Consider the following 25,410-nt stretch of genomic DNA (forward strand, 5'->3'; position numbering starts at 1 on the left):
TAATTGGAGAATAAGTATGCATATCACTACATTTGATTACATTGTTGTTGGCGCAGGCAGTGCAGGCTGCGTTATTGCATCGCGATTATCTGAAAATAAAAATGTGAGTGTGTGCTTAATTGAAGCGGGCGGCAGTGATAAAGGCACAATGGTTCAAATGCCTGCAGGGGTTGCTGCTAGTGTGCCTTATGGCATTAATAGCTGGCATTACAATACGGTACCTCAAAAAGAGCTTAATAACCGCTGCGGATTTATGCCTCGTGGCAAAGTGCTTGGCGGTTCAAGTTCCATTAATGCCATGGTTTATATTCGAGGTAATAAGCACGATTATAATAGTTGGGCTGCACTGGGCAATGAGGGCTGGGATCATGAGAGTTTATTGCCTTATTTCATTAAAGCTGAAAATAATAAAACCTTTACTGAAAGTGAGGTACATGGGGTTGATGGCCCTTTGCATGTGCAGGATTTAAGCCAGCCAAGCCCAGTAAATCAGCTGTTTTTAAACGCCTGCGAACAACAAGGTGTACCGAAAAATGGTGATATTAACGCAGGGCAGCAAGTTGGAGCAAGGTTATCGCAAGTGACTCAACATCAAGGGGAGCGTTGTAGCGCAGCAAAAGCGTATATAACCCCCCATTTAAACCGAAAAAATCTAACTTTACTTAGCAAAGTACACGTTAATAAAGTGCTTTTTTGCGATAAAACTGCAACCGGAGTCTCTGTTTCTATAAACAATAAGGCCGTTGTATTGCATGCAAAAAAAGAGGTGGTTTTAAGCGCTGGCGCAATTAACTCACCGCAAATTTTAATGCTATCGGGAGTTGGCCCTAAAGAGCAACTAAAGCAGCATAATATTGAAATAGTAAACGAGCTTTCTGGTGTTGGAGAGAATCTTCACGACCACTTAACCGTTGTACCATTGTATAAAGCTAAATACAGTAAAGGCACATTTGGTATTAGTGCGGGTGGGGCGTTTAATGTTGCAAAAGGATGCGTTGATTGGTTTGCCAAACGTGAAGGGCAACTTACTAGTAATTTTGCAGAATCACATGCCTTTATAAAGCTATTTTCTGATTCAAAAGTACCCGACGTACAGCTTGAATTTGTAATTGGGCTGGTGGATGACCATAGCCGTAAACTGCACCTCGGCCATGGCTACAGTATTCACTGTAGTATTATGCAACCTAAAAGCCGTGGCACGATTCGATTAGCCGATGCCAACCCCTTGAGTGCTCCACTTATTGACCCTAATTATTTAAGCCACCCCGATGATTTAAACGTGATGTTAGCGGGGCTTAAAAAAACACTACAGATTATGCAAAGTGAAGCATTTGATGTAATTAGAGGCAATATGGTTTACCCGCTAGATGTTAACAATAATGAGCAGCTTATTGAGTATATTAGGCAAACGGCCGAGACGGAATATCACCCTGTAGGCACTTGTAAAATGGGGCAAGATGCCATGGCGGTAGTGAATAGCCAACTACAAGTACATGGCGTGAAAAATTTGCGTGTGGTTGATGCCTCAATTATGCCGCATATAATTACCGGCAACACCAATGCCGGTGTGATAGCCATTGCCGAAAAAGCAGCTGACTTAATTAAGCTAGCTTGACTTATAAAACGCTGTTAACCATTGCTGCCAGTCTTGCTCTAGTTTGATCATTTGCAGGTGTTTTTTAGCGGCAAAATGTTTACTTTTATCCTCGTCAGCTAAAAACGGCCCTACACGACATAGCGAGCAATAATTATCGGTTAAGTAAGCAGGCAAAGTTAACAAGCTAGCTAGTTCAGGTAAGGGTTTTTCACTAAAGACATAGGTAATGCCGCTGGTGTCTTTAACGTGTTTATCACGGTCAACATTACGAATTTTATAACCATTAAAGTGACTAATATCAAATGGCATTTGCCCCTGATATTGTGCGTTTAAATGGGTATTTAAACTGCCTTCAATATTCCATTCTCGATAAGGTTTAACATCTTTTGAAGTGATGAAACATAGCCCTGCACCTTGTGGATTTAAAGCAAACTCATTGGCGTATTTTATAAATTGATGCAGTAATGCGCGGTTAAGTACGTTCATGCTGGTATGGCGTGTATTGTGTTCAAATGCATCGCGACCAACAAAAGCAGGAATAAGCGGAAATTGAAAAATAACCACATCAAAACTATGTAAATGCTGGCCGAGCGTTTGCCAACATTGTGGGTTGGTTACATCAAAGCTATTAAGTACTTCTACCTTTTGCAACTGTAAAGCATTGAGAGCATTGTCTGGGTATTTGTGCTCAATAGTTGATTGCTCGTCGTAAGTGGATGCCACTAACTTTTTTGGCTTAATATGACGATAAAGCGCATTTGAAAACGATAAGTCGCCATCACCTACCGTGAGTATGTTCCAGTTTGGATTTAAATACATAGTTAGCGTTTAGTTGTATTTGGGTTTTCGGGCTCATCAGTTTGCTTAGGTGTTTGATGCAATCGGTACATAGCTAAACGTGTTTTTAAACCTTCAATAGCAACCTGTTTTAAAATGAGGTTAAAGGTAATCAAAATAGCAAAAACAATATGGATAGGACCATGGGTAAATCCTGCGTCAGGATCAAATATAGATAAACCAAACAATACAAACAACACAACCATCAGTATTTCAATGAGTTGATTTGAATAAAAAGAAAGACGTCCTTCGCTTTTATGATCTTTTTTTATGCTTATAGCACAAAAAAAAGGGATCACTTTAATTTTAAAAGCGGCGTTTTTTTCTACAAAATTCTCACCAAGGTCAGTAAGCTGTTGGCGCAATTGGTCTATCATGGGGTGTCCTCTCAATACAGTGCGCGGATGTTACCCTATTACAGACCAATGGTTAAGTAATGGCAGACTATTTAGGGTAAATACTCATACCAATAATTAAGATATGACACACAAACACCACAGATGTGAGCACAAAGCGCATTTTTTGGTAATCTTTGTGGTAACCCTGCCAATGAATCGACGCTTTTTCGAAAATTAGTACCAACCAAAAACTCGCGCCTAACCACGCAAGCATCCACTCAATCGGCAAAAATGATAAAAACGGAATAGGAATGACCGGCAGCACAGCTTTAATAGCATCGGCAAAGCTTTGTTGCCCTGCATGCCATAAATTACCCGCCATAAAAGCTAAAATAGCGATGCTGTAAAAACTAAAAAACTCTAAATTGACACTGTTACTGCCAAACATCAATGGCCAGCCAACACAGCCTAAAAAAGGGATTAAGCCCAAGTAACCTAACTGAATATGATTAACAAATTTTTCCATGTGCCGGTTACCTTTATGTTTATTGGGAGAATTCACTTAGTTATTGTAACAAGTAAACAGGGGGTTATCTTTACTATTTGTTATTCATTTAACGCCTATTAAATTAATAGAGATCACTCACTGAGGGAGAATCATAACCATTTAGACCACCAAGAAGAGAAAATATAAAAGTGATGACTTAAATCAATAAAACATAGACTGAGCCAAAGGGCTATTTAGACTTTGTTGCCTACATGGATGGGGGTAAAAGGAGTGAGCAGGACGCGGAAGTTTTGCTCGTTTTTTTTACTTATTCTTACATAGGTGTAAGCCATTATAATAACGTAGGAGCAGTTATCGAGCCTACTCGATTACAAACATCGCGCCGCGATTAAAAAGCCTCTAGCTTGAACAAATTATTGTCCGTAAAGCTCAACAAACCCTAGCAAATAAGTAACTATTATCTATACTTATTTTAAGTATTTAGCTAATGGGCACTATGTATGGTTGATAAGATAACACGCCGCAAGTTTCTTAACACCTTGACGGTTGGGGCCGCCGCCTCTGCACTTGCTTTTAAGGCTCCTTATGTGTTTGCTAAAAAGCCAGTAACACTCAGAGTAATGGGCACTCACGTTACGCTGCAAGAGCAAATAAGATCACGAGCGATGCAAGAGCTGGGTATTAATATAGAGTTTACGCCAATGGGTAGTGCAGCGGTATTACAAAAAGCAGCGGCCGACCCTTCATCGTTTGATATTTATGAACAGTGGTCTAACTCAATTAACATTCTTTGGCAGGCCAATGCCATACAGCCTCTTGACACTCAAAGGTTAAAATATTGGGATGAGGTTAATCCATTAGCTAAAACGGGTAAACTTGTGGAAAACGCATCGCAAGGTGTAGGCGATGCACCCAACAAAATTATTTATGTGCAAGCCGATGGTTCATTAAGCAGTATCCCAACCCCAAAAATTAGTTTTATGCCTTATGTTCATAATGTGGATTCTTTTGGCTATAACACGCAATTTATTCCAAAAGGGACTGCATATGAAACAGAATCTTGGGGCTGGCTTTTAGATGACAGCAACAAAGGGCACGTGGGTTTAGTTAATGCGCCAACTATCGGTATTTTTGATGCCGCACTTGCAGCCCAAGCACAAGGATTGATGAAATTTAAAAACATAGCCAATATGAGCATTGCGGAAATAGATCAGTTATTTAATATTTTAGTAAATAAAAAGCAAGCGGGTCATTTTGCTGGCTTTTGGACGTCTGTTCCTCAATCAGTTGATTTTATGGTAAGTGAGCGTGTGCATATACAAAGTATGTTTTCACCGGGTGTAACTGCTTGTAAAAGTAAAGGGCTGCCCGTGGTGTACGCCTCTCCTAAAGAAGGTTATAGAGCATGGCAAGGGGTTATGTGCCTTTCATCGCAAACCACAGGCCATGTTAAAGATGCCGCTTATGAATACATGAATTGGTGGTTATCGGGCTGGCCAGGCGCATTTATTGCAAAACAAGGTTACTATATTTCAAATCCAGAGCGCAGCAGAGAGATAATTACAAAGCCTGAATGGGATTATTGGTACGATGGCAAAGAAGCGACGCAAAATTTAGCTGGTACCGATGGCAAAAATATAATTATACCAGGGCAAATTCGCGATGGCGGTAGTTATGAAAAGCGTTTTTCTAATATTGCTGTTTGGAATACTGTGATGGATAATTACGACTATAGCTTGGATAAATGGTTTGAGCTTTTAAATTCATAAGGGATCTGAATGCTAAAAAAGTTAACCGCTTCGATTTCAGCTAAGGTATTGGCTGTATTAGCTATTTTTATAGTAACTCAATTAGTGGTTTATGTGGTTATAAACGAACGCACTTTTAAAATAGAGCAAGCCAACGAAAATTTGCTCAATATTGCGAATACTTCCACAATTGTTTACGAAATTAATAAAGATATCCTAGAAATTCAGCGAGATATTTCAGTATATGGCGTATCTGGTAGTGATGTTATATTTAAAAAAATAAAAAGTAATTATACAAGTATTAAGAAGCGGCTAGATGACGCAAAAAGGCAAACTCAAGACGATGAAATGAAGCACGCTTTAACGTCGATGCAGAGCCTAGTTGTTAATTATGGTAAAGGTATAAAAGTACTTAAAAGAAGATACGAAGAAAAATCACAAGTTATCGACATTACTTTACCCAATATTTATGAATCGGCCATTTCAAGCTTAACCGCCTTATCTAAAAAAAGTGATTCTGAAAAAAATAGCCTATGGTTAGCACAGTTAAAAAATCAATGGCATAGTTTATATCGCGATTCATCCTTATTTTTAACCAAACGAGACTATAGCAAAAGGCAGCAGGTTAAAATTACCATAGAGCAGATCAACCAATTATTAGCAGCTGAACAAAGTGCCAGTACTAATAAATCCAATGTTATAAAAGATCTCAAACGTTTGGTATCTGAGTTTGACGCGGCGTTTACCAAGGCAATTCAAGCAAATAGAAACTATTTAACACTCATTAATATTGTTATTGCGGGCGACTCGGTCGAGTTCACTTCATTAGCTAAGCAACTGCGTGATGACGCACTTATATTATTAGAAGAAACCTCCACTATTAGTAAAAATGGAATTGCGGCAGCCCAAGTTGTTATTAAAGCTTCATTGTTTTTATCTATTGTGTTTTTTGTGTTATTTGCCTTGTTTTTCCACTTTCATATTGTAGAGGCTATTAATAGGCTAACCCTTAGTTTTAAAGCGTTATTAAATGGCGACTATAACGTTGTTTTATCAGACACTCATAGAGTTGATGAAATAGGGGTGTTATCGCGAGCTGCAAACAAATTTAAAATTTTAAATGAGCACTTGATTGAAGCTAAAAAGGCGGCTGAAGAAACGACTCGAATAAAGTCTGAATTTTTAGCGAATATGAGCCACGAAATACGCACGCCTATGAACGGTATTTTGGGCATGGTGCAGTTGGTAAATAACACGACGCTTAATACTGAGCAAAAGCGCATGATTGAGGTGATTAGTTCTTCGGGTAACAGTTTATTAGTGATCCTCAATGATATTCTTGATTTGAGCAAACTCGATGCTGAAAAAATGTTGATTGAAGAACGTGACTTTAAATTGAGCGCGCTAATATACGAACTAGAGCAAATTTTTAAATCGCAAGCCGACCATAAAAATATTGAATTTAATTTTCCTACCGCAGAACTTGAGTCTTGTGACTTAGTTAAAGGTGATGAAACCCGCCTAAAACAGGTACTAATGAACTTACTCGGTAATGCCTTTAAGTTCACTGAATCAGGGCAGGTTACATTAGCAATTGATTTTAAAGAGCAAGCTGAAAATAAAGTAACCTTGCTATTTAGCATTATCGACAGTGGTATTGGTATTTCACAAGAGAGTATAAAAACCCTGTTTGATGCTTTCACACAAGCAGATACCTCAACAACTCGGCGCTTTGGGGGAACTGGACTGGGACTGACAATATCAAATAAAATATTAAACTTAATGGGAACAACGCTGCAGGTAAAAAGTGAACTGGGTAAAGGTTCAACGTTTTATTTTGAGCTAACGCTTAACACTTCATCGCAAAGCACAAGCTTGATAGAGGAAAAACCGCAGCCCCTTAATGGTAACTTTAAGGGCAAGCGTATTTTAATTGCAGAAGATAACCCCGTTAATCAAATTGTTTTAAAAAGCTTTTTAGAGAAAATGGGTATTGAACATATTACCACAGCAGATAACGGTGAGATTGCAGTTAATATGTGCACAAAGCAGCATTTTGATTTGATCATGATGGATATTCAAATGCCCGTGATGGATGGGCTTTTGGCATCGAAACTGATCAGAGAGCTGCCAGGCTACAGTGATACTCCTATTATCGCTACGACGGCAAATATTACTCACAATGATGAGCCTGATTATATCAATGCGGGTATAACTGATATTGTAAATAAACCCATTGAATTTAATGCTTTACAAGCAGCACTAGCTAAACATACTTAAAAAGTAATCACTATAATGCTTTTTTGGAGGGGGCCGGCGACTTAGCGGTATTAGAAGCAACGAGTACCTTAAAAAAGATGAATTAAAAAACCATTTTGAAAGTAGTTAAATTAAATAAGGTATAACAGAGGCCGTAATTGCCTAATGTTAGAGGGCGTTTATTTAGGCAGATGCTTCAAGATTTTATTACTTAAATCGTTTATATCAAGTTTATGCATAAACGTGAGCGTTAATACAAGTTGTATAAATACATTACTCATTATATTTTTGTTTACCCAAGTGACTAACTGGTAACTTGTAATTCTAAGTATTGTTTTAAAACTAAATCTAATTGCTTGTAGCTGGTTAAAATAAGCGCAAATTTATCCTGCATAGTCGCTGTAGTACCGGTATTCTTTAAAGCAATTATCTCTAATTCACTAAACTGCTGATGCAAGCTGGTAGCTCCTACATCGCCAGAAGAGCCTTTTAGGCTATGGCTAAGTTTTGCGACCGTTGATAAGTCGTTATTGTTTATGGCGATTTTTAGCTCTTCTAGCTTGCTTGGTGTGCTTTGTAAAAATAAGGTACATACCTTAGCCAGCAATTCTTGATTGTTTAATAAGCGTGATAAAGCGCTTACCTTATCCCATTCATGCATTATGGTTGGTTTATCGGTTAAGTCATTATTGGCGTTATTTATATTTGCATCATTTACTACAGGCTCAGGTTTAAAGGTCGAAGACAACCATTTAGTTGCTGTAGCAACAAGTATGTCAGCCGAAATGGGTTTCGTAATGTAATCGCTCATACCCGCACCTAAACATTTTTCTTTTTCACCCATCATTGCATTAGCAGTCATAGCGACTATGGGAATATCAATATTTTGAGGCGCTGCTTCACCAGCTCTTATTTGTTTTGCTGCATCATAACCATTCAATATAGGCATTTGGCAGTCCATAAATACACAGTGGTATTGATGATTATTGGCCACAGAATTAACAAGTTTTTCTACTGCTTGTTGGCCATTTGACGCGGTATCTATCTCTAAAGATAAACATGACAATATACCCGCGGCTACTTCTATATTTATATCGTTATCATCAACGATAAGAACATGTGCCCCTTTAAAGTCAGAGTTATCAGTTTTAACTGAGTCTGATTCACGGCGTTTGTTAATATTAATATTGCTGCTACCAGCACTTATTTTATCTTCAAGGCTGCGCTCATCGGCTACTGTTTTTAAAAACTCTGAAATAAGTATTGGTTTAGAAAGTAAGCTGGTTTGCACGTGTCTTGTTTTAATTTGCGGATAACCGCGATTTGCTAATAAAATAACTTTAAGTGCATGATGATTAGCAATAGATGGCCACATTTCATCTAAACGTTTTAACAATATGTCGTCTTGTTCAATAAGTATAAAGTCAGGTAAAGGTACGTTTTTTATATCATCTGAAACAAGAGATTGTTGTAATTGTTCAGGTGAAAAACTGTTTCCAGAAAAAGCAGCTATTAAATTATTTATGCTGTCGGTTAACTCGTTATTTTTAGTCACAATAGCAAAGCTTTTGTTTTTTAATCGTGGGGTAAAACTATAATGAGTTGTATCATCATTGCTCAGTGTTAGTTTTATGTGAAAACTACTACCTAGTGACTTTTCTGACTCAAAGCTAATTTCTCCGCCCAGCAGGCTACAAAGCTGTCTACATATAGAAAGCCCAAGCCCTGTTCCACCAAATTTAGACGCTACGCTTTTATCTTCTTGGGAAAAAGCGGTAAATAATTTGCTCTGGTTTTCTTGTGCAATGCCCACACCGCTATCGGTAACTTTTACATGAACAGTCACAGTATCACTGCTTGTTTGCTCGCAATAAGCAGTGACCTTTATAAACCCAGTTTCAGTAAATTTAATCGCATTATTTACTAAGTTAGTCAGGATTTGTGAAAAACGATGGGGGTCAGTTTTAATCGTTTTACATTTTAAATTAACAACATCTAAAACAAATTCGAGGCCTTTCTCCTGAGCTTTAACAGCCATACTGCCACAAACGCTTTCGATTAATTTTATTAAATTAAACTCTTTAAAGTTCAACTCTAGTTTACCTGCTTCTATTTTAGATAAATCCAAAATATCATTTATTAATACAGATAAAGCACTCACACTAACTTCGGTCATTTCTAAATAGTTTTTTTGTGTTTCACTCAATGGCTCTTTTTTTATTAAGTTTAAAGTACCCACTATGCCATTAAGTGGAGTACGCATTTCATGGCTTATATTAGAAATAAACGCACTTTTTACTTCACTGGCTTGTTTGAGCTCTTTAGTGCGAATGGCTACTTTATTTTCAAGCTCATGATTTACTTTTATTATTTCATTCTCAATGGTGCGCTCTTTGGTTACATCTCTGGCTATTATTGCAATACCAATAAACATTCCAAATTGATCGATAATGGCTGATAAAGAGAGTGAAAAGTAGCGTTTAGTAGAGCTGTTACTGATACTAGCGTCTTGCTTAAATTGACGAGTACCATCAGTGAACTTTTCAATTATCTCGTTAAAATTTAGCTGATCTATTATTTTTAAATCATTAATTGGTTTTCCAATTGCTTCTAACTCTCCAAGCTTAAACATCAGAGTTGCGGCATTATTCCAACTAGAGACAATACCGTTTTTGGTAATGCCAATTACCGCATCAGATGAGCCAGTTATAATTGCCTCAGATTGTGCGCGCGCATTTGCAAGCTCTTGGCTTTTGCGAAGGCTACGATTGAAAAATGCGAGAATGACAGTTAATACAATAACCAAAATAAGTAAAAAGGCGTAGAGCTTTGTTCTACGTTCCATTTCAATATTTTTAATATGCTCAACAGGCGCTAAAACGTGACTAGATAAAAAGTTTTGTTTTTCACCCAGCGCTAAAGTGATTTTTTTACTTGCGGTGTAATAACTCGTTTGCGCATTATTTTTTGGTTTTATAAGCGACAATGAGCTATTAGCAACGGGGTTAAAAGTGTAGTTATTATTGATACTAATATCACTACCTAGGTCTTTACCAAAGGTGAAATCTTTATTTGGGTGTGATAGAAAATAGCCGTTACTGTCAGTTAAAGCGAGTTGAAATGGTGTATTAATACTGTTTTTTAAAAGGGTTAATAAGTCATTAGCATTCACGTTAATTATGATAAAGCCAAATCTATTTTGATTTTCATCAAAAATTGGCATAGATAGCCTCAACATCGGGCGATAAGGAAACTCTATTTTACCGTACTCTCTATTCAACGAAATTTCAGACAGATACATTTCGCCATCAGAGAGGTTACTACTGGCCGTAAAGTACTCTTGCGCTCCTTTATTTTGGAGCCTATTTAAATCTATAACCTCTACAGCGCCCTGAACGCGATCAACCCTTACCAGTTCTTGTCCTTTTTTGTTGGTACTGATGATTCTTAGCTGCTCGTAATCTGGGTTATTTTTTAAAAACGCTGCAAATATAATTTCAAGCCTTGTTTTCCATTGAGCATAGGTGGTGTTCTCTAGTGGGTCTACACCTTTGTTATTTGATGCCCTGGCTAAGCCTTTGATTGGAGGGGTTGCGTGTAAAAAACGAATATCTCGACGGTAGTTTTCAATAACCTCTTGTGTTTGTGAATTAATAGATTGGTTTTTGTCTATTATTTCTAGTTCTACAGAGCCAAGTACTGAGCGCGATAAACTTGCTTCATTAATAATAATGGCTAAAACAATTAAGGTAATTATGGCGGATAAAGAAATAGGGAATAAAAGGGTGTAATTACTTACCTGACGAATTATCCTTTTTTTAAGATTTATTGGCATCCATTACTCCAATTAAAAACTAGCCATTATTTAATTATAATTAAACCTAGAGAACTATAGATAATTTATCAAGTTTGAGCTTAATAATAAAAAAATAAGAAAAAAGTTTTTACTATTAAAAAGGAGTTTTTCTTTTATTGGCTTATATTTACTGCAGATGATTATAGACCTCTTGTAGCTAACACAATCAATTTAATATTGTTAGTATTTATTTTAGGTAATTAATGGATGTTTAGGTTAACTCAGCTAGACTTTAGTCGCGTTTGTTTACTTTTTTTATGGGACTTTATTGTGTTAACCACTGTAGATCAAAGCTTTGCGCATCGAGTGCTTATTGTTGATGATGAACCTTCTAGTTTAATGATTCTAGAGGGGGCTTTATCAGATATCGCAGAAGTTATATGCAGCGATACTGGTTTTGGTGCAATTGAAAAAGCACAGCAGTTTTTACCTGGAATTATTTTATTAGATATTGAATTACCAGATATTAGCGGGTTAGAAGTGTGTAGACGCTTAAAAAACAATCCCAAAACCAGTGGTGTAACGGTAATATTTATTACCTCTCATAATGAAAGTAAGTTTGAGCATTTGTCTTTAGAGTTGGGTGGGATTGACTACATACAAAAGCCAGTCGATCTTAAGGTCTGCCGTTTGCGCGTTGGCAACCATTTAAAACTAAAAACACAAGAGCAACAATTAAAGCATTCTCAGCGGTTACTTGCTATTGAATCAGAAAGATTGCGGGTTACGCTCAACTCGATTGGCGACGCTGTTATAGCAACTGACAAAGACGAAAAAATAACGTTTATGAACCCGATTGCAGAAATGATGACCGGCTGGGTGATGCATGAAGCTGTCGGTAATTATATTTCAGAGGTTATGCAACTACGGGATGCAACCACAAAGCATAAAAGTCTTAATCCAATTTCTATTGCTTTAAAGGAGCAGCGAAGAGTAGCTATGGCGCTTAATTGCCAATTAACGAGCTTAAATGGCAGAATTCATCGGGTTGAGGATTCTGCCTCTCCTATTAGGGATGAAAAAGGTAATATTATTGGCGCGATTATAGTTTTTCATGATGTGAGCGAGTCAATTGCGATGGCCGTTAAAATGAGTCATTTAGCAAACCATGACCAATTAACCGATTTACCCAACCGAATTTTATTACATGATCGCGTTGCGCATGCCTGTCAGGTATCTGTGCGTAATGGTTTTTTTGTGGCATTAATGCTAATTGATATTGATCATTTTAAATATTTAAATGATACCGAGGGACACCATGTTGGCGACCAAATCATAAAACTGGTTGCTAAACGCCTTGAATCTATTGTTGATTTAAATACAACCTTAGCCCGAGTTGGCGGGGATGAATTTGTATTATTGCTCCCCGATATTAAATCAACGTGTCACGTTGATGCTGTTGCATCTGATATTTTGTATGCGATGCATCAACCTTTTCGTGTCGATGGAAGAGAGTTCAATTTAACTATAAGCGTGGGAATTAGTATTAATCCAACTGATTCTGATTCTGCCGAATTAATGATGTCGCATGCTGATGCAGCAATGTATAAAGCCAAAGAGCACGGTAGAGATAGATTTTGTTATTTTTCAGATGACTTAGAACATGAGTTTCATCAACGTCAAAATATAGATAAGCTTTTGAGAAATGCACTTGAAAAAGACACGTTGGAAGTTCACTTTCAGCCCAAGCTTTTCCTAAAAAATAAATTAATTATAGGCGCTGAGGCGTTAGTAAGGTTAAGAGATGAGGAGGGCGGTTTTATATCGCCGTTACACTTTATTCCATTAGCCGAAGAGACAGGCTTAATAAATAAGTTGGGTCATAGCGTTTTAAAACAAAGCTGCAGAGCTGCTAAACGCTGGCTAGATAAAGGTCATCCAATTAAAGTTGCTGTTAATGTGGCGGCTAAACAATTTACAGATCCTAAATTTATAGAAAGCGTAGCGCAAATACTTGAGGATACTGAGCTTCCTAGTGGTTACCTTGAGTTAGAAGTGACAGAAAGCGCTTTAATGAGTGATTTTGATGAAACAAGTAGAATATTAAACGGGCTTTCAAACCTTGGTTTGAGCATAGCGATAGATGACTTTGGAACGGGCTATTCGAGTCTATCGTATTTAAAACTATTCCCTGTTGATGTATTAAAGATTGACCAGTCATTTGTTAAAGATATGGTTGATGATAAGCAAAGCCTAGATATAGTGAAAGCAATTACCCATTTAGCACACTCACTTAATTTAAAGATTGTTGGTGAAGGCATTGAAACTCAAGCACAGCTCGATACACTTATTTCGCTTGAGTGTGAAGAAGGGCAAGGATTTTTGTTTAGCAAAGCTTTACCTGAAAACGAATTTGAAAATCTCATTTTCTGATGGCTACCTTTAGTGTTCAGTGTAATTTTTAAGTTTAAGATAACTCACATTCAATTATTTTAATTTCTTACCTAGATCAATCTTAAAAAGCGATTGTTTTAATCTAAACAATCAATTTTATTTAATTTCTCAATGGCCTTATTGTATTAATCAAGCCAACGCACAAGGCGTTTACTTTTTAAATACACTAAACATAAATGAGGAATATTATGAGCACTTCATTGATTAACACAAAATTACAACCTTTCAATGCAACAGCTTACCACAATGGTGACTTTGTAGAACTCACTGAAAAAGACGTATTAGGTAAGTGGTCTATCTTTTTCTTTTACCCTGCAGATTTTACATTTGTATGCCCAACTGAATTAGGTGACCTTGCAGATCATTACGCACAGTTACAAGAAATGGGCGTAGAGGTTTACTCGGTATCAACAGATACACACTTTACGCACAAAGCTTGGCATGACACGTCAGACACTATCGGTAAAATCACTTACCCAATGATTGGCGACCCAACAGGACGCATTACACGTAACTTTGGTGTAATGATTGAAGATGATGGTTTAGCACTTCGCGGTACATTTGTAATGAACCCAGAGGGTGAAATCAAAGTTGTTGAAACGCATGATTTAGGTATTGGTCGTAGTGCTAAAGAACTTGTTCGCAAAGTACAAGCTGCACAATACATTGCCACACATGACGGTGAAGTATGTCCTGCATCTTGGCAGCCAGGTGAAGACACATTAGCTCCTTCACTAGACCTAGTTGGTAAGATTTAAACTTTACCTTCACTAAATTTAGAGTAGAACATGACTCTAATACCAGTGAGCCTACTTGGCTCACTGGGCACTCTCCCAAGCCATCACACGTTTCTAAAATTCGCACATGCACTGATGGCATGGGGGTTCTGCTGTTTTATTTTCCGTAAGGGGCTAAGCCATGTTAGACAACAACATAAAGAACCAATTAAAAAGCCATTTTGAATCGCTGACTCAGCCTGTTGAGCTGCTTATCTCCTTGGATGACAGCAAAAAGTCAACAGAAGTAGAAAGTTTAGCGAATGATTTAGCATCACTAAGCGATAAGTTTAGTGTGAGTAACAATCCAGATTCTACGGCACGCAGACCTTCAATGGTGGTGCATTCGCCACAAAAAAATACTCATATTACCTTTGCAGGGGTACCTATGGGTCATGAATTTACTAGTTTAGTACTTGCGCTATTGCACACAGGCGGACACCCAAGTAAAGCCAGCGAAGATGATATTGAGCAAATACAATCACTTGATCAAGAACTAAACTTTGAAGTGTATATCAGTTTGAGTTGCCAAACCTGTCCGCAAGTGGTTCAAGCGCTCAATACAATGGCTGCTACAAATAGCAATATCAAAGCCACCATGATTGATGGTGCTCTGTTTCAAGATGAAGTAGAACAACGAAATATATTGGCTGTACCCGCTGTTTACTTAAATGGTGAACCTTTTAGCCAAGGTGCAATGAGCCTAACCGATATTCTAAATAAAGTTGATAGCAAAGGTGCGCAGCGCCAAGCCAAAGCATTGAATGAAAAATCAGTGTTTGATGTGCTCGTAGTTGGCGGTGGCCCTGCAGGTGCATCAGCAGCTATTTATTCAGCACGTAAAGGCTTAAATACGGGAGTGGTTGCCGATCGATTTGGCGGGCAGGTAGCTGACACATTGGCTATTGAAAACTTTATTTCAGTAAAAGCAACCGAAGGGCCAAAAATGGTGGCTCAGCTTGAGGAGCATGTTAAAGAATACGATGTTGATGTAATGCACAACCAACGCGCTACAAACCTGCAAAAAGGGAGTAATGGCTATGACATTACTTTAGAAAATGGCGCAGTTTTACAAGCAAAATCACTTGTGCTAGCAACCGGCGCTCGCTGGCGTGAAATGAACGTACCTGGCGAGCAACAATATAAAGGTCATGGCGTTGCATATTGTCCGCATTGTGATGGCCCATTGTTTAAAGGCAAACCTGTTGCTGTAATAGGTGGTGGAAACTCAGGTATTGAAGCGGCTATTGATTTAGCTAACATTGTAGAGCATGTAACGGTGCTTGAATTTGCCGATACGTTACGTGCTGACGAAGTGCTTATTCGTAAAGCTAATAGCTTAAAAAACATTACTATTATTAAAAATGCACAAACCACTGAAGTACTCGGTGATGGTAATAAAGTGACAGGCCTGAATTATACCGATCGTGTTTCTGGAGAAAGTAAGGAGCTAACTTTAGCCGGTATATTTGTACAAATTGGTTTGATACCAAACACCGAATGGTTACAAGAGAGTGACCTTGAACTTAGTCAATTTGGTGAAATACTCATTGATGCTAAAGGTGCAACGTCGTTACCGGGTATATACGGTGCTGGCGATGCGACCAATACACCATTTAAGCAAATTATTATTGCTATGGGCGCCGGCGCAACTGCGAGCTTAGGTGCCTTTGACTACTTAATTCGCCAAACACCCGATGCAGAGCAAAACGCTGCTTAATAGTGTTTTAGCGTAAGCCTCTTGATAAAACAGCTCTCACCCATAGCTGTTTGTTCACCAAAGCCGCCCTCTCCAAAGGCGGCTTTTTTGTGTGCTATTTAAGTCGGGTAATACCCACTAAAATACATACTGCCCCGCCAATAAAGCCTAGCCATGCTTCTACAGGGGTTTCGCCATTTAATGCGCGAGTAACTTGTGAAGCTGCAGAATCGTAAACATCATAACCCCACATACCAAGCGCTACGCCGATAACAATAAGTACAATACCAATGATTTTATTTGTCATAATGATCCTTTGTGTTTTTAGTGCAAGTTAATCTGGGCGACACTCGTTGTTATAATGTGGCTACGCCCAGTCTTTTTAGTGTATTTGTAATTGCTTCTTCTATCGCTGGAAGCTTAAACGGTTTGGCTATAAACATATCCATACCCGCTTGCTGACAGTTTAGTTTATCTTGTGAAGAAGCATTAGCAGTTAACGCTACAATATAGGTTTGTTGCGGGTCACAAATACCTAGTGCTTTTAGTTGCCTAGTGGCCTGGAAACCATCCATGATAGGCATGATGCAATCCATGAAAATAAGGTCAAAATGCTTTTGCTTGCATTTTAACAGGGCATCTTGGCCGTCTATAGCAAAGTCTGATTTTATATTAAACTTATCCAGTGCCGCTTCTAATACAAGCCGGTTTATTTCGTTATCATCTACCACTAAAACCGATAGCTTATTACTATGATTATTAATAGATTTAAGGCTAGGTGTTTGTGTTTGTTGTTTACCAAGCTCAATTGGGATAGTTAAGGTAAAACACGTGCCCACCTTAACCTCACTGGTTACCTCAATTTTGCCATTCATAAAACCAACGAGTTCTTTAACTATGGCTAAGCCTAACCCAGTGCCACCTTTGTTGTTGTTGGCATCAACCTCTTGGGTAAAAGGCTTAAATAATGAGTTTAAATACGCCTCGCTCATACCGCGACCCGTGTCGGTTATTTTAATAGTAAGTAAAGGGTGCTTTGTATCTACTGCTAATTGCGATTCAAGAGAAACAGATCCATGCTCTGTAAATTTTAACGCGTTACTCAGTAAATTAGAGACAATCTGACTTAGTCGAGAGGTGTCACAGTATACCCAAACATCGTTAGCAATGAGGTTTGTGGCTCGTAGTTCAATATTTTTATTGCTAAATAATACTGAATATAAAGAAACCACATCGGTAAATACCGTTTTGAGCAACGAGTGATGAGGTTCCAGTTTTAATTCACCATGATTTATTTTTGAAAAATCGAGTACTTCATTGATAATACTTAATAATATATCAGCACTTCGTAGGGCAATTTTAATTTTTTCAGCCCGCTTGTCATAATCATGTTCATCTATGAGTGTCGCTAACATACCCGTAATACCATTGAGCGGAGTGCGTAGCTCATGACTAATTTTGGCAAATAGCATACTTCGATCTTTTAATAGCTGCTCAGCAAGTGCTTTTTTTTGTTTTAACTCTTCGCGTAGCTTAACGGCTTCAGTTATATCTTGAAAAGTACCAAATAATCGCACACATTGGCCGTTATTAAACTCGGCCTCACCAAAAGTCGACACCCAAATGCTTTGCTGTTTAGCGGTAACAATTTCCAGCTCTAAGTGCCATTTTTCCCCTTTAGATACCGCATTTTCTACCGCTTTATTAATACTATCTCGGCTTTTGCCCGCTTTATAAAATTCAATGGCTGTTTCTATATTTGGAGTATAGCCTTCTTCAGCTTGATGAATACGTCGAGTTTGTTCACTCCAAAACAGGGTGTTATTAACAAGATCGACTTCCCATGTGCCTATATTTGCTACACTTTCAAGCTTTAGTAAAGTGTCACTATTTTTAATGAGGTTAATTTTATCCTGATTACGTGCAAATTCTGAGCCTAACCACTGCGCTAATAATTCAATATAATCATAAGCTTCATCGCTAAAAGGAGCACATTCTTGAGCTGATGAAAAGTTAACAGTGCCAAATACCTCTTGGCCTATTCGTATAGGCGCACCAATATACGCTTCTAATTGGAAATTAATATAGCAAGGGTGATTTGCAATCCTACTTTGCGACGCATTATGAAATGCCAATGCAGAGTTGGCCGACAAGGTATGCGTGCAATAGGTGCCGTTTAACTCAAATTCAGTACCAATAGCAAGAGAATTGTCAGGGGTAATGGCATGTAAAACAGTGTAAGAATTATTTTTCACGCGGCTGATAATAGCCAAGTCGAGCTGAAAAACATCGAGCCCAAAAGCAAGTAAGTCTGCAATTTTTTGATCAAAGCTTAGCTGTTGATTAGAGACTATATTATGAAAGCATCGAAGAAAATTCACAAAAACCCTTAATTTATTTGGTGTGTAACAGAAATACTAGCAAGCACTATGCCTTAATTTAATCTATTTTTTGACAACACGACGACTAACACATCGTCCTTTATTACATTAACTCACTGATTTAACAATTAATAGGTTGAGTTGGTTTTGTATTTAGGTTTATAACATCGTCGACTTCTTCTGGATTGATTTTATCGCTCATAATAATTCCTTATATAGGCTTTAGCTTCATTAATACCCATTTGATAGCCAATATCGAGTAGAGCTCGATTTTTGGTGGTGCGACCGACTTTAAACCCTGCTGGTGGGGCAATAATATTTATTTTGCAATCCGGTGGAGCATTATGTAAAAAATCAATACTGGAATTATAGTTTTTAGAGCGTTGTAGGCTGGCCTGTGCAAGTGCAGGGGTATTTTTATAGAGTTGCTTAGTTAACCACGCTACTTTGACATCTTTTTTACGATAGCCTAAAGGTTGAGAAAGGATAACCGTTATTTCTGATGCACCCATTTCATAGGCTTTTTTTACTGGAATAGAGTCGGCAACGCCACCATCGGTCATGGCAATATCATTTATTTTTGGATAATCACGATAAGCTATGGGTATAGCGCAAGAGGCTTTTAATTGCTCTATCATTTCGTTGCCGGTTGCTTGTAAGTAATGGGCTTGCCCAGATTCGATTGCCGTTGCAACAATATAAAAATCGTGAGGAGATTGTAAAAATTCATCGGTGTTTAAAGGAATTTCACGTACTGTTTCTTGCCAAAGCCAGTCTAAATCAAATAAGTGACCGCCTTTAACAAATCGGGGCAGGTTAATGAATTCCGGCCTACACGAATAATCAGTAATCACTTTGTAATTTCGTGTTGCTTGTTTACATAAATAAGCCGCGACGTTCGTTGCTCCAGCAGATACACCAAAATAGCTGGTAAAAGGTTGATATTGCTGTGCTAAAAACTCATCAAGTACGCCTGCGGCAAAAATACCGCGCATGGCACCGCCCTCAACCACTAATGCATGTTGGCTATTATTCATGTTAACTTCCATCCTTTGACAATACACTCATGCTAACAAGTGTACTTGAACTGTGCGAGCATCTTTTTACTTTGATTCACTACTTTTAAATTGTTTTCTGTAGGCGGTTGGCGAAATAGAAAAAGTGGCTAAAAAATGCTGGCGAAAACTCACACTTGATGAAAAGCCTGAATCCGTTGCTACTCTATCAATAGTGTGTGTGGTTGTTTCTAACTGTTGCTGTGCTATGGCTAGTCGCTGCTCAAGTAGCCACTGTGTAAATGTTAGCCCCATGATTTTTTTGAATAAACGAGAGAAATTGCGTCGGCTCATGCTGGCTTTATTTGCCAATAAGTCAATATTAAGAGGCTGGGTTACATTATTTATTGCCCAGCTAATGGCGGGCTCCAAGCGGTTGCTATCGATATTTCGGGGTAGGGGTTTTTCAATGTATTGAACTTGTCCGCCACTACGATGTGGTGCAACGACCATTCTTCTTGCTACCCGGTTAGCAATATCAGCACCATGATCAAGACGTAATATATGAAGGCAGCAGTCAATTGCCGCAGCTGATCCCGCCGAGGTAAATACATTATCGACATTGATGTATAGTACATCGTTATCAAAATTGACATTGGGGTATTTTTTTGCAAATTCGTCAGCCCATACCCAATGGGTGGATGCCGTTTTACCCTCTAATATTCCTGCCTCTGCTAATACAAAAGCACCTAAACAAAGGCCAACAATTCGTGCTCCACGTGCATGTGCGTTATTAATTGCATTTAGTAATGCTGAAGGCACTACAGTATCAGGATTGCACCAAGCAGGAACAATCACTGTATCTGCATCAGCGATTATAGATAAGTCTTTGTTAATAGTTATAGGAAAACCAGAAAGCGTGTCAACTAGGCCAACGTGTTCAGTACAAACTTCAACATTATAAGGACGCGCGTCTGTACGGTCTAAATCTTCTCCAAAAATACTACACGGAATTGATAAGTGAAATAAGCTGATATTGTTATAAGCAATAATGGCAACGTTGTGCGCAGATTTAATGTTCATATTTGGCCTAATATCATCGAATGTAGACCTGAGAGACACTATTGGTGGCAAACTATAAAGTATATTCTGGTTGTATACAAACGTGGCAACTAGGCAGTCGTGCTGCGTTATTTGTTTTCTATTGATTATTAAAGGGTAAAAATATGACAACAACACTGCGTGAATTAAATGGCCTTAGCGATGTACCTGCCTCGCTTTCTAACGCGACGCTTATACTCGTTGATTATCAAAACACATACACGCAAGGCGTAATGGAGTTAGAAGGCTGGCAAAATGCCCTTAATAATGCCAAGAATTTGCTTGCAGATGCACGTGCGGCGGGGACTAATATTATTCATGTGGTCCACGATGGTGGCCAAGGTTCGCCTTATGATGTAAACGCCGAAATAGGCCAAATACACCCTAGTGTGGCGCCGATTGATGGTGAGAGCATTATTGTTAAAAAAGCGCCTGATAGCTTTGTAGGCACTGACTTAGGTAAACAAGTGGATGCAATTGGTAATAATAATGTCATTATCATTGGTTTTATGAGCCATATGTGCGTGACATTTACCGCCCAAGGTGCTTTTTTAAGAGGGAATCATGCAACTGTGGCCGCAGATGCTTGTGCAACTCGGGCATTACAAACATCAGTGAGTGAAGTCTCAGCGTTAAATTTACATTCAAGTGCGCTTGCAACTATCAATGATTTATATGCAGTGGTTGTTCCTTCTGCTGCAGAGCTAAGTGATTAAATTTCTGAGTAATACATTATAATATTAATGTTGTTAAAGCACTAAACCAGAATTGATATTAAAAAGGGCAGTAATAGTGATATTACTGCCCTTATAATTTAATGTGGTGCTAGTTAGCTAAATGGCTTCAACCCACATAGTGCCCACTTCTTTTTTTACGACCTTAACATGTGTACCAGCAGGGAGTGGTTGCTTACTTTTTAACTTCCAACTAATTCCTGAATAAAGGTGCATTGTATGTCCGCTTTCATCAACATCGTCAGCTAAAACAAAATCAAGCTCAGCGAAATCGCTTTGTACACCTTTGTTATCAACCTGGTTTTGCATACGCTTTAGTGGTTTCCATAAAAATAGCGCAAACCCAGCTGTAATAAGCGTGTTACTCCACAATGCGGTAGTTAAAGAGTCATCTAACAAGTTAAAGTTCATCATTAAACCGCTGGCAAACAAAGACATACCTAAAAATAATAATATAAAGGTAGACATACCTAACACAGCCACTTCGATAATGAGCGCAAGTACGCCTAAAATCATTAGTGTTTCAGGTAAGTTGTTAGTAATAAGCGTCATTATTTATCCTCAACAGATTAAAGTTTTTGCTTTTGATTTAATGAGTTAATAATCGACATGCCTTGTGCAACTAATGAGCTTGCATCAGTGGCGTTATCGGGCAATAAAACAACAGATGACTCTTTCGCGATAGCTTCTTTAGCGGCAATGGCTTTGGTTGCTAAATCGAGTTGAATCGCTTTTTGGCCTTGCTCAGTATCAGCAGCTTCACCCACTTTACGTAGTGCATCGGCTTGCGCTTCTGCAACGGCAATAATAGCTTTAGCTTCACCCTCGGCGCGCAAAATTTGTTCAGCTTTTTCACCTTCAGCACCTAGAACTTGAGCCTGTTTTTTACCCTCGGCGACATTGATGTTTGCTTGACGATCACCCTCAGATTCTAAAATTTGCGCACGTTTAACACGTTCGGCTTTCATTTGTGCTTCCATCGCTTCCATCACAGATTGTGGTGGCACAATGTCTTTTATTTCGTAACGTAAAACCTGAATACCCCAAGGCTCAGCCGCTTGGTTGATAGAGGTTACGATATTAGTATTGAGAACATCACGTTCTTCAAATGTTTTATCAAGCTCCATTTTACCCAGTTCAGAACGCATCGTAGTTTGTGATAGCTGCGTTACTGCAAATACATAATCGTCGACTCCGTAAGTGGCTTTGTATGGGTCAAGTACACGAAAGTACAATACACCGTCAACAGATAGCGAAATATTGTCTTTGGTAATTGCCGATTGCGAGGGCACATCTTGAGCTTGTTCTTTTAAGCTGCGATCAGCAGCAATGCGATCAATAAAAGGTACAATGAAATTTAAGCCTGCTTCTTTAGTTGATTGGTATTTACCAAAACGCTCAATTAACCATGCGCGGTTTTGTGGTACAAATTTAACACTACTTTTTAGTAGCACTAAAACAAAAATCAGTAAAAACGCTTCAACAGTAAAAACAATATTCATAATTTCTGCGATGGGATCCATAGGGTATTTCCTTGTTAATTACATTCAGTCCAAAAACTGCATGGTGTTTATAATTTCAACAAACTACAGATTATCATTAGTTTTTAATTTGTACTATAAAAACAGGAGGTAGGCTATTCATAATAGATTATTCAAAGGTGCATATTTGATTTCTGCCGGCTTTTTTTGCGTTATATAATGCGATGTCAGCGCTCTTTATAATGGTTTGCATGTTGGTGTCAGCCTTAGGGTAATTGGTAAAGCAGCCAAAGCTCAAGGTGATATGAGGAGCAGCCGAAGAAAATTCATGGAGAATATTTAACGCTTTAATTTTTTGCTGTATCAGTAAAGCAAACTCATGACATTGCTCTTTGTTAGAAGCGGGCAAAATAATTGTAAATTCTTCGCCCCCGTACCGAGCCGCTAAATCACCTTCACGCTTACATACGCTTTCTAAAGCACGAGCCACTTGTTTTAATGCGTCATCACCTTTTTGGTGGCCATAATTATCGTTGTAACGTTTAAAAAAATCGATGTCACACATAATCAAACTAATTGGCTGATGGTGCCTGGCGCAACGTTTAATTTCACTTTTTAGTGTAGTATCAAAAAAACGGCGATTAGCAATATTAGTTAGTGCATCGGTATTCGCTAATTTATTGAGCTTAATATTGGCGCTCACTAATTGCTGTTGGGTTAACTGCAACTTTTTTTTATAGTTAATATTTTTAAGTGCATTATTGATGATTTCGCCCACAAGCTTGATTCTAATTAAATCTATTTTGCTCCAATGACGTTTAGTTTTAACACAATCACAACCAATAAACCCGACCAGCTCATCATCAAAACGCAGGCCTATGCACAAAACCGATTGAATACTTTGTTCTTTAAACTCCGCTTTTTCAGCGTCGGCTTTAGTGGGTAATTGCTCAATATCATTGACTTGAAATAGATGGCTCTGATTCATTACTTCAAAAAAATAGGGTAGTTCAACTTTTGGTACATTTTGCAGCCTATCTTTGCAGGCAATGATACCCGTGTTAACCCATTCGTGAGTGTTGGTGATGGTTTCGTTGTCGGTGTTAAATTCAAATAAATAACTGCGGTCAGCCTTTAATACGGTGCCGATGGCTTTGAGGGCAAAGTTAATTTGCTGATCTATATTGTCATTTTGTATATCAATAAGTTTGGTAGAGATTTTAGAGATAATATGATCAAAGTTATATTGCTCCGTAAATGTATGATCTTGCTCTAGAGTGATCATAGTTACAGAGTCATCAACCACAGCATGGTTAATATTTAACAGTTGTGAAGTGGGCTCAGAACCTAATAAAACGGTTGTTATATCAGAAGAAAATAATTGTCCAACACTCACAACTTCATCATTACTAAAGTCGCGCAGCACAAGATTGCTAAAAACATCTTTTTTAACAGCGCTCTCACCCTCTATGCTAAGTAACGTTTTAGCATGCTGATTTAACGTGTAGTGTTGATTTTTATTATCGTAAACAATCACTGCTAAATTAATAAGATTAAAAACCTGCCAAATTGTTTTGTCTGAGTCATGACTCACTGATTTCTCCGCACTTATACCGGCAGGATCTGCCAAAGCTTTTAATTATTAATAGTATATGTCTATTTATATTTAGTACAGTTCTTTGTATTTTACTAAGTTTTTAGTGCGTTTAATTGGTCTTCGTATTACAATTGTGACTGTATATCATTACGTACTTTCTAATTTGCTTTTTTTCATGAGCTTACTTTGTTTCCAGTAAAGGCCTTTTATATTTCATGACAGAAATAACCACACATCACGCCTCCCGTCGCCGTCTACTAATTGCACTTGCAATTACCTGTTCGTTTATGGTGATTCAGCTTATAGGTGCTTATTATGCTAATTCACTTGCTGTTCTTGCCGATGCAGGCCATTTATTTGTTCATAACAGTTCATTATTTATAGCACTTATTGCTTCTAGCTTTGCTATTCATCTGGCTAAAACTTACAACGACGGCCATCAAAAAGCTGAATTAATCGGTGGTCTGATCAACGGGATTTTATATCTCGCCATTAGTTTACTTATTTTATTTGAGGGAGCTGAGCGCTTTATGCATCACAAAGGTGGGCATGAGCTGGTTATAAATAGCTATTTAATGTCGGTGATTGCTGCGATTGGTTTTTTATTTCATGGTGCAGCAGCATGGGTACTTTATAAGGGGCGTAAGGCCAGCATTAACGTGTATGCGGTTTTTTTACATTCGTTTTTTGACTTAATTTCGACTGTTTCTACTTTTGTAGCCGGTGTACTAATTTACATAACAGGTTGGAATGTGATTGATATTTTATCGAGTATGTTAATTGCCTCATTTGTACTGTTTACGGGAATTAAGGTGATAATTAGTTGTATTAAAGGGCTACGCTCTAACAAAGCAAAACTGCCTGAAGTTCAAGATATCGAAACAGAAATAACCAACATGGAGCACGTTGCCAATGTGCACAATGTTACCGTTGTTCGTAAAAATAAAAAAGTGATAGTGGGTGCTCACGTGGTGTTGAAGCAACATTGCACTATAGAAAAACATGATGAAGAGTGTCGGTTAAAAGTAATTAAACTACTTGCAGATAAATTTAATGTTCGCAACAGTGTACTGCAAATTGAAAGTTATGAATGCAAACATATACATTAA

19 protein-coding genes are annotated in these 25,410 nt (G+C 38.1%); 8 read left to right on the top strand and 11 right to left on the bottom strand.

Annotated elements, in window-relative coordinates; genetic code table 11:
• Positions 1-16 precede the first annotated feature (16 nt).
• A complete protein-coding gene (locus AC27JR_RS02110; protein WP_487172626.1) occupies positions 17-1,615 on the top strand; it encodes a GMC family oxidoreductase in 1,599 nt (532 codons plus the stop codon).
• Here AC27JR_RS02110 and AC27JR_RS02115 read toward each other — a convergent pair.
• The 3 genes from AC27JR_RS02115 to AC27JR_RS02125 form a co-directional block, all read right to left on the bottom strand.
• Complete coding sequence (locus AC27JR_RS02115; protein ID WP_487172627.1) at positions 1,607-2,416, bottom strand: class I SAM-dependent methyltransferase; 810 nt, start codon at positions 2,414-2,416, stop codon at positions 1,607-1,609. The two genes, AC27JR_RS02110 and AC27JR_RS02115, sit on opposite strands and share 9 nt — an antisense overlap.
• A gap of 2 nt (positions 2,417-2,418) precedes the next feature.
• A complete protein-coding gene (locus AC27JR_RS02120) occupies positions 2,419-2,811 on the bottom strand; it encodes a hypothetical protein (protein WP_131692176.1) in 393 nt (130 codons plus the stop codon).
• A 67-nt stretch (positions 2,812-2,878) separates the two neighbouring features.
• Positions 2,879-3,298, bottom strand: a complete 420-nt coding sequence (locus AC27JR_RS02125; protein ID WP_487172628.1) for a DUF3429 domain-containing protein — start codon at positions 3,296-3,298, stop codon at positions 2,879-2,881.
• A 482-nt stretch (positions 3,299-3,780) separates the two neighbouring features.
• On the opposite strand from AC27JR_RS02125, the gene AC27JR_RS02130 reads away from it, so the two are divergent.
• Both AC27JR_RS02130 and AC27JR_RS02135 read left to right on the top strand, forming a co-directional pair.
• Positions 3,781-5,049, top strand: coding sequence for an ABC transporter substrate-binding protein (locus AC27JR_RS02130; protein ID WP_487172629.1), 1,269 nt, complete (start codon positions 3,781-3,783; stop codon positions 5,047-5,049).
• A gap of 9 nt (positions 5,050-5,058) precedes the next feature.
• Positions 5,059-7,308: an ATP-binding protein gene (locus AC27JR_RS02135; protein ID WP_487172630.1), complete on the top strand. Its 2,250-nt coding sequence runs from the start codon at positions 5,059-5,061 to the stop codon at positions 7,306-7,308.
• Between the two features lie 283 nt (positions 7,309-7,591).
• Here AC27JR_RS02135 and AC27JR_RS02140 read toward each other — a convergent pair whose 3' ends face one another.
• Entirely contained in the window at positions 7,592-11,122 is a 3,531-nt protein-coding gene (locus AC27JR_RS02140; RefSeq protein ID WP_487172631.1) for an ATP-binding protein, read from the bottom strand.
• Between the two features lie 291 nt (positions 11,123-11,413).
• Here AC27JR_RS02140 and AC27JR_RS02145 point away from each other — a divergent pair, with 291 nt between their 5' ends.
• The 3 genes from AC27JR_RS02145 to ahpF all read left to right on the top strand — a co-directional run bounded on the left by AC27JR_RS02145 (position 11,414) and on the right by ahpF (position 16,033).
• Positions 11,414-13,516 carry a two-component system response regulator gene (locus AC27JR_RS02145; RefSeq protein ID WP_487172632.1) on the top strand — a complete coding sequence of 701 codons (2,103 nt, stop codon included), beginning with the start codon at positions 11,414-11,416 and terminating at the stop codon, positions 13,514-13,516.
• A 209-nt stretch (positions 13,517-13,725) separates the two neighbouring features.
• Positions 13,726-14,295: an alkyl hydroperoxide reductase subunit C gene (ahpC, locus tag AC27JR_RS02150; protein ID WP_008115650.1), complete on the top strand. Its 570-nt coding sequence runs from the start codon at positions 13,726-13,728 to the stop codon at positions 14,293-14,295.
• A gap of 160 nt (positions 14,296-14,455) precedes the next feature.
• Positions 14,456-16,033: an alkyl hydroperoxide reductase subunit F gene (ahpF, locus tag AC27JR_RS02155; RefSeq protein ID WP_487172633.1), complete on the top strand. Its 1,578-nt coding sequence runs from the start codon at positions 14,456-14,458 to the stop codon at positions 16,031-16,033.
• A 94-nt stretch (positions 16,034-16,127) separates the two neighbouring features.
• Here ahpF and AC27JR_RS02160 read toward each other — a convergent pair whose 3' ends face one another.
• The 4 genes from AC27JR_RS02160 to AC27JR_RS02175 all read right to left on the bottom strand — a co-directional run bounded on the left by AC27JR_RS02160 (position 16,128) and on the right by AC27JR_RS02175 (position 20,471).
• The gene (locus AC27JR_RS02160) at positions 16,128-16,319 is read right to left on the bottom strand and encodes a DUF3185 family protein (RefSeq protein ID WP_131692170.1); all 192 of its coding nucleotides are present in this window, start codon (positions 16,317-16,319) and stop codon (positions 16,128-16,130) included.
• Positions 16,320-16,368: 49 nt separating this feature from the next.
• Complete coding sequence (locus AC27JR_RS02165) at positions 16,369-18,393, bottom strand: ATP-binding protein (protein ID WP_487172634.1); 2,025 nt, start codon at positions 18,391-18,393, stop codon at positions 16,369-16,371.
• Positions 18,394-18,584: 191 nt separating this feature from the next.
• On the bottom strand, positions 18,585-19,430 hold the full coding sequence (locus AC27JR_RS02170) for a patatin-like phospholipase family protein (protein WP_487172635.1): 846 nt from the start codon (positions 19,428-19,430) through the stop codon (positions 18,585-18,587).
• A 66-nt stretch (positions 19,431-19,496) separates the two neighbouring features.
• The gene (locus AC27JR_RS02175) at positions 19,497-20,471 is read right to left on the bottom strand and encodes a GlxA family transcriptional regulator (protein WP_487172636.1); all 975 of its coding nucleotides are present in this window, start codon (positions 20,469-20,471) and stop codon (positions 19,497-19,499) included.
• 143 nt (positions 20,472-20,614) lie between these two features.
• Here AC27JR_RS02175 and AC27JR_RS02180 point away from each other — a divergent pair, with 143 nt between their 5' ends.
• The gene (locus tag AC27JR_RS02180) at positions 20,615-21,205 is read left to right on the top strand and encodes a cysteine hydrolase family protein (protein ID WP_487172637.1); all 591 of its coding nucleotides are present in this window, start codon (positions 20,615-20,617) and stop codon (positions 21,203-21,205) included.
• Between the two features lie 117 nt (positions 21,206-21,322).
• Here the strand turns inward: AC27JR_RS02180 and AC27JR_RS02185 are convergent, their stop codons facing one another.
• From AC27JR_RS02185 to AC27JR_RS02195, 3 genes are all read right to left on the bottom strand, one after another.
• Positions 21,323-21,775 carry an NfeD family protein gene (locus tag AC27JR_RS02185; protein WP_008115432.1) on the bottom strand — a complete coding sequence of 151 codons (453 nt, stop codon included), beginning with the start codon at positions 21,773-21,775 and terminating at the stop codon, positions 21,323-21,325.
• 17 nt (positions 21,776-21,792) lie between these two features.
• Positions 21,793-22,746: an SPFH domain-containing protein gene (locus AC27JR_RS02190; protein ID WP_487172638.1), complete on the bottom strand. Its 954-nt coding sequence runs from the start codon at positions 22,744-22,746 to the stop codon at positions 21,793-21,795.
• A 127-nt stretch (positions 22,747-22,873) separates the two neighbouring features.
• Positions 22,874-24,298 (bottom strand): sensor domain-containing diguanylate cyclase, encoded by a 1,425-nt coding sequence (locus tag AC27JR_RS02195; protein WP_487172639.1) that lies wholly within the window; start codon positions 24,296-24,298, stop codon positions 22,874-22,876.
• 218 nt (positions 24,299-24,516) lie between these two features.
• Between AC27JR_RS02195 and AC27JR_RS02200 the strand changes: the two genes are divergently transcribed.
• Entirely contained in the window at positions 24,517-25,410 is an 894-nt protein-coding gene (locus AC27JR_RS02200; RefSeq protein WP_487172640.1) for a cation diffusion facilitator family transporter, read from the top strand.

This window comes from Pseudoalteromonas sp. NH0006-26 (genome assembly GCF_057552415.1).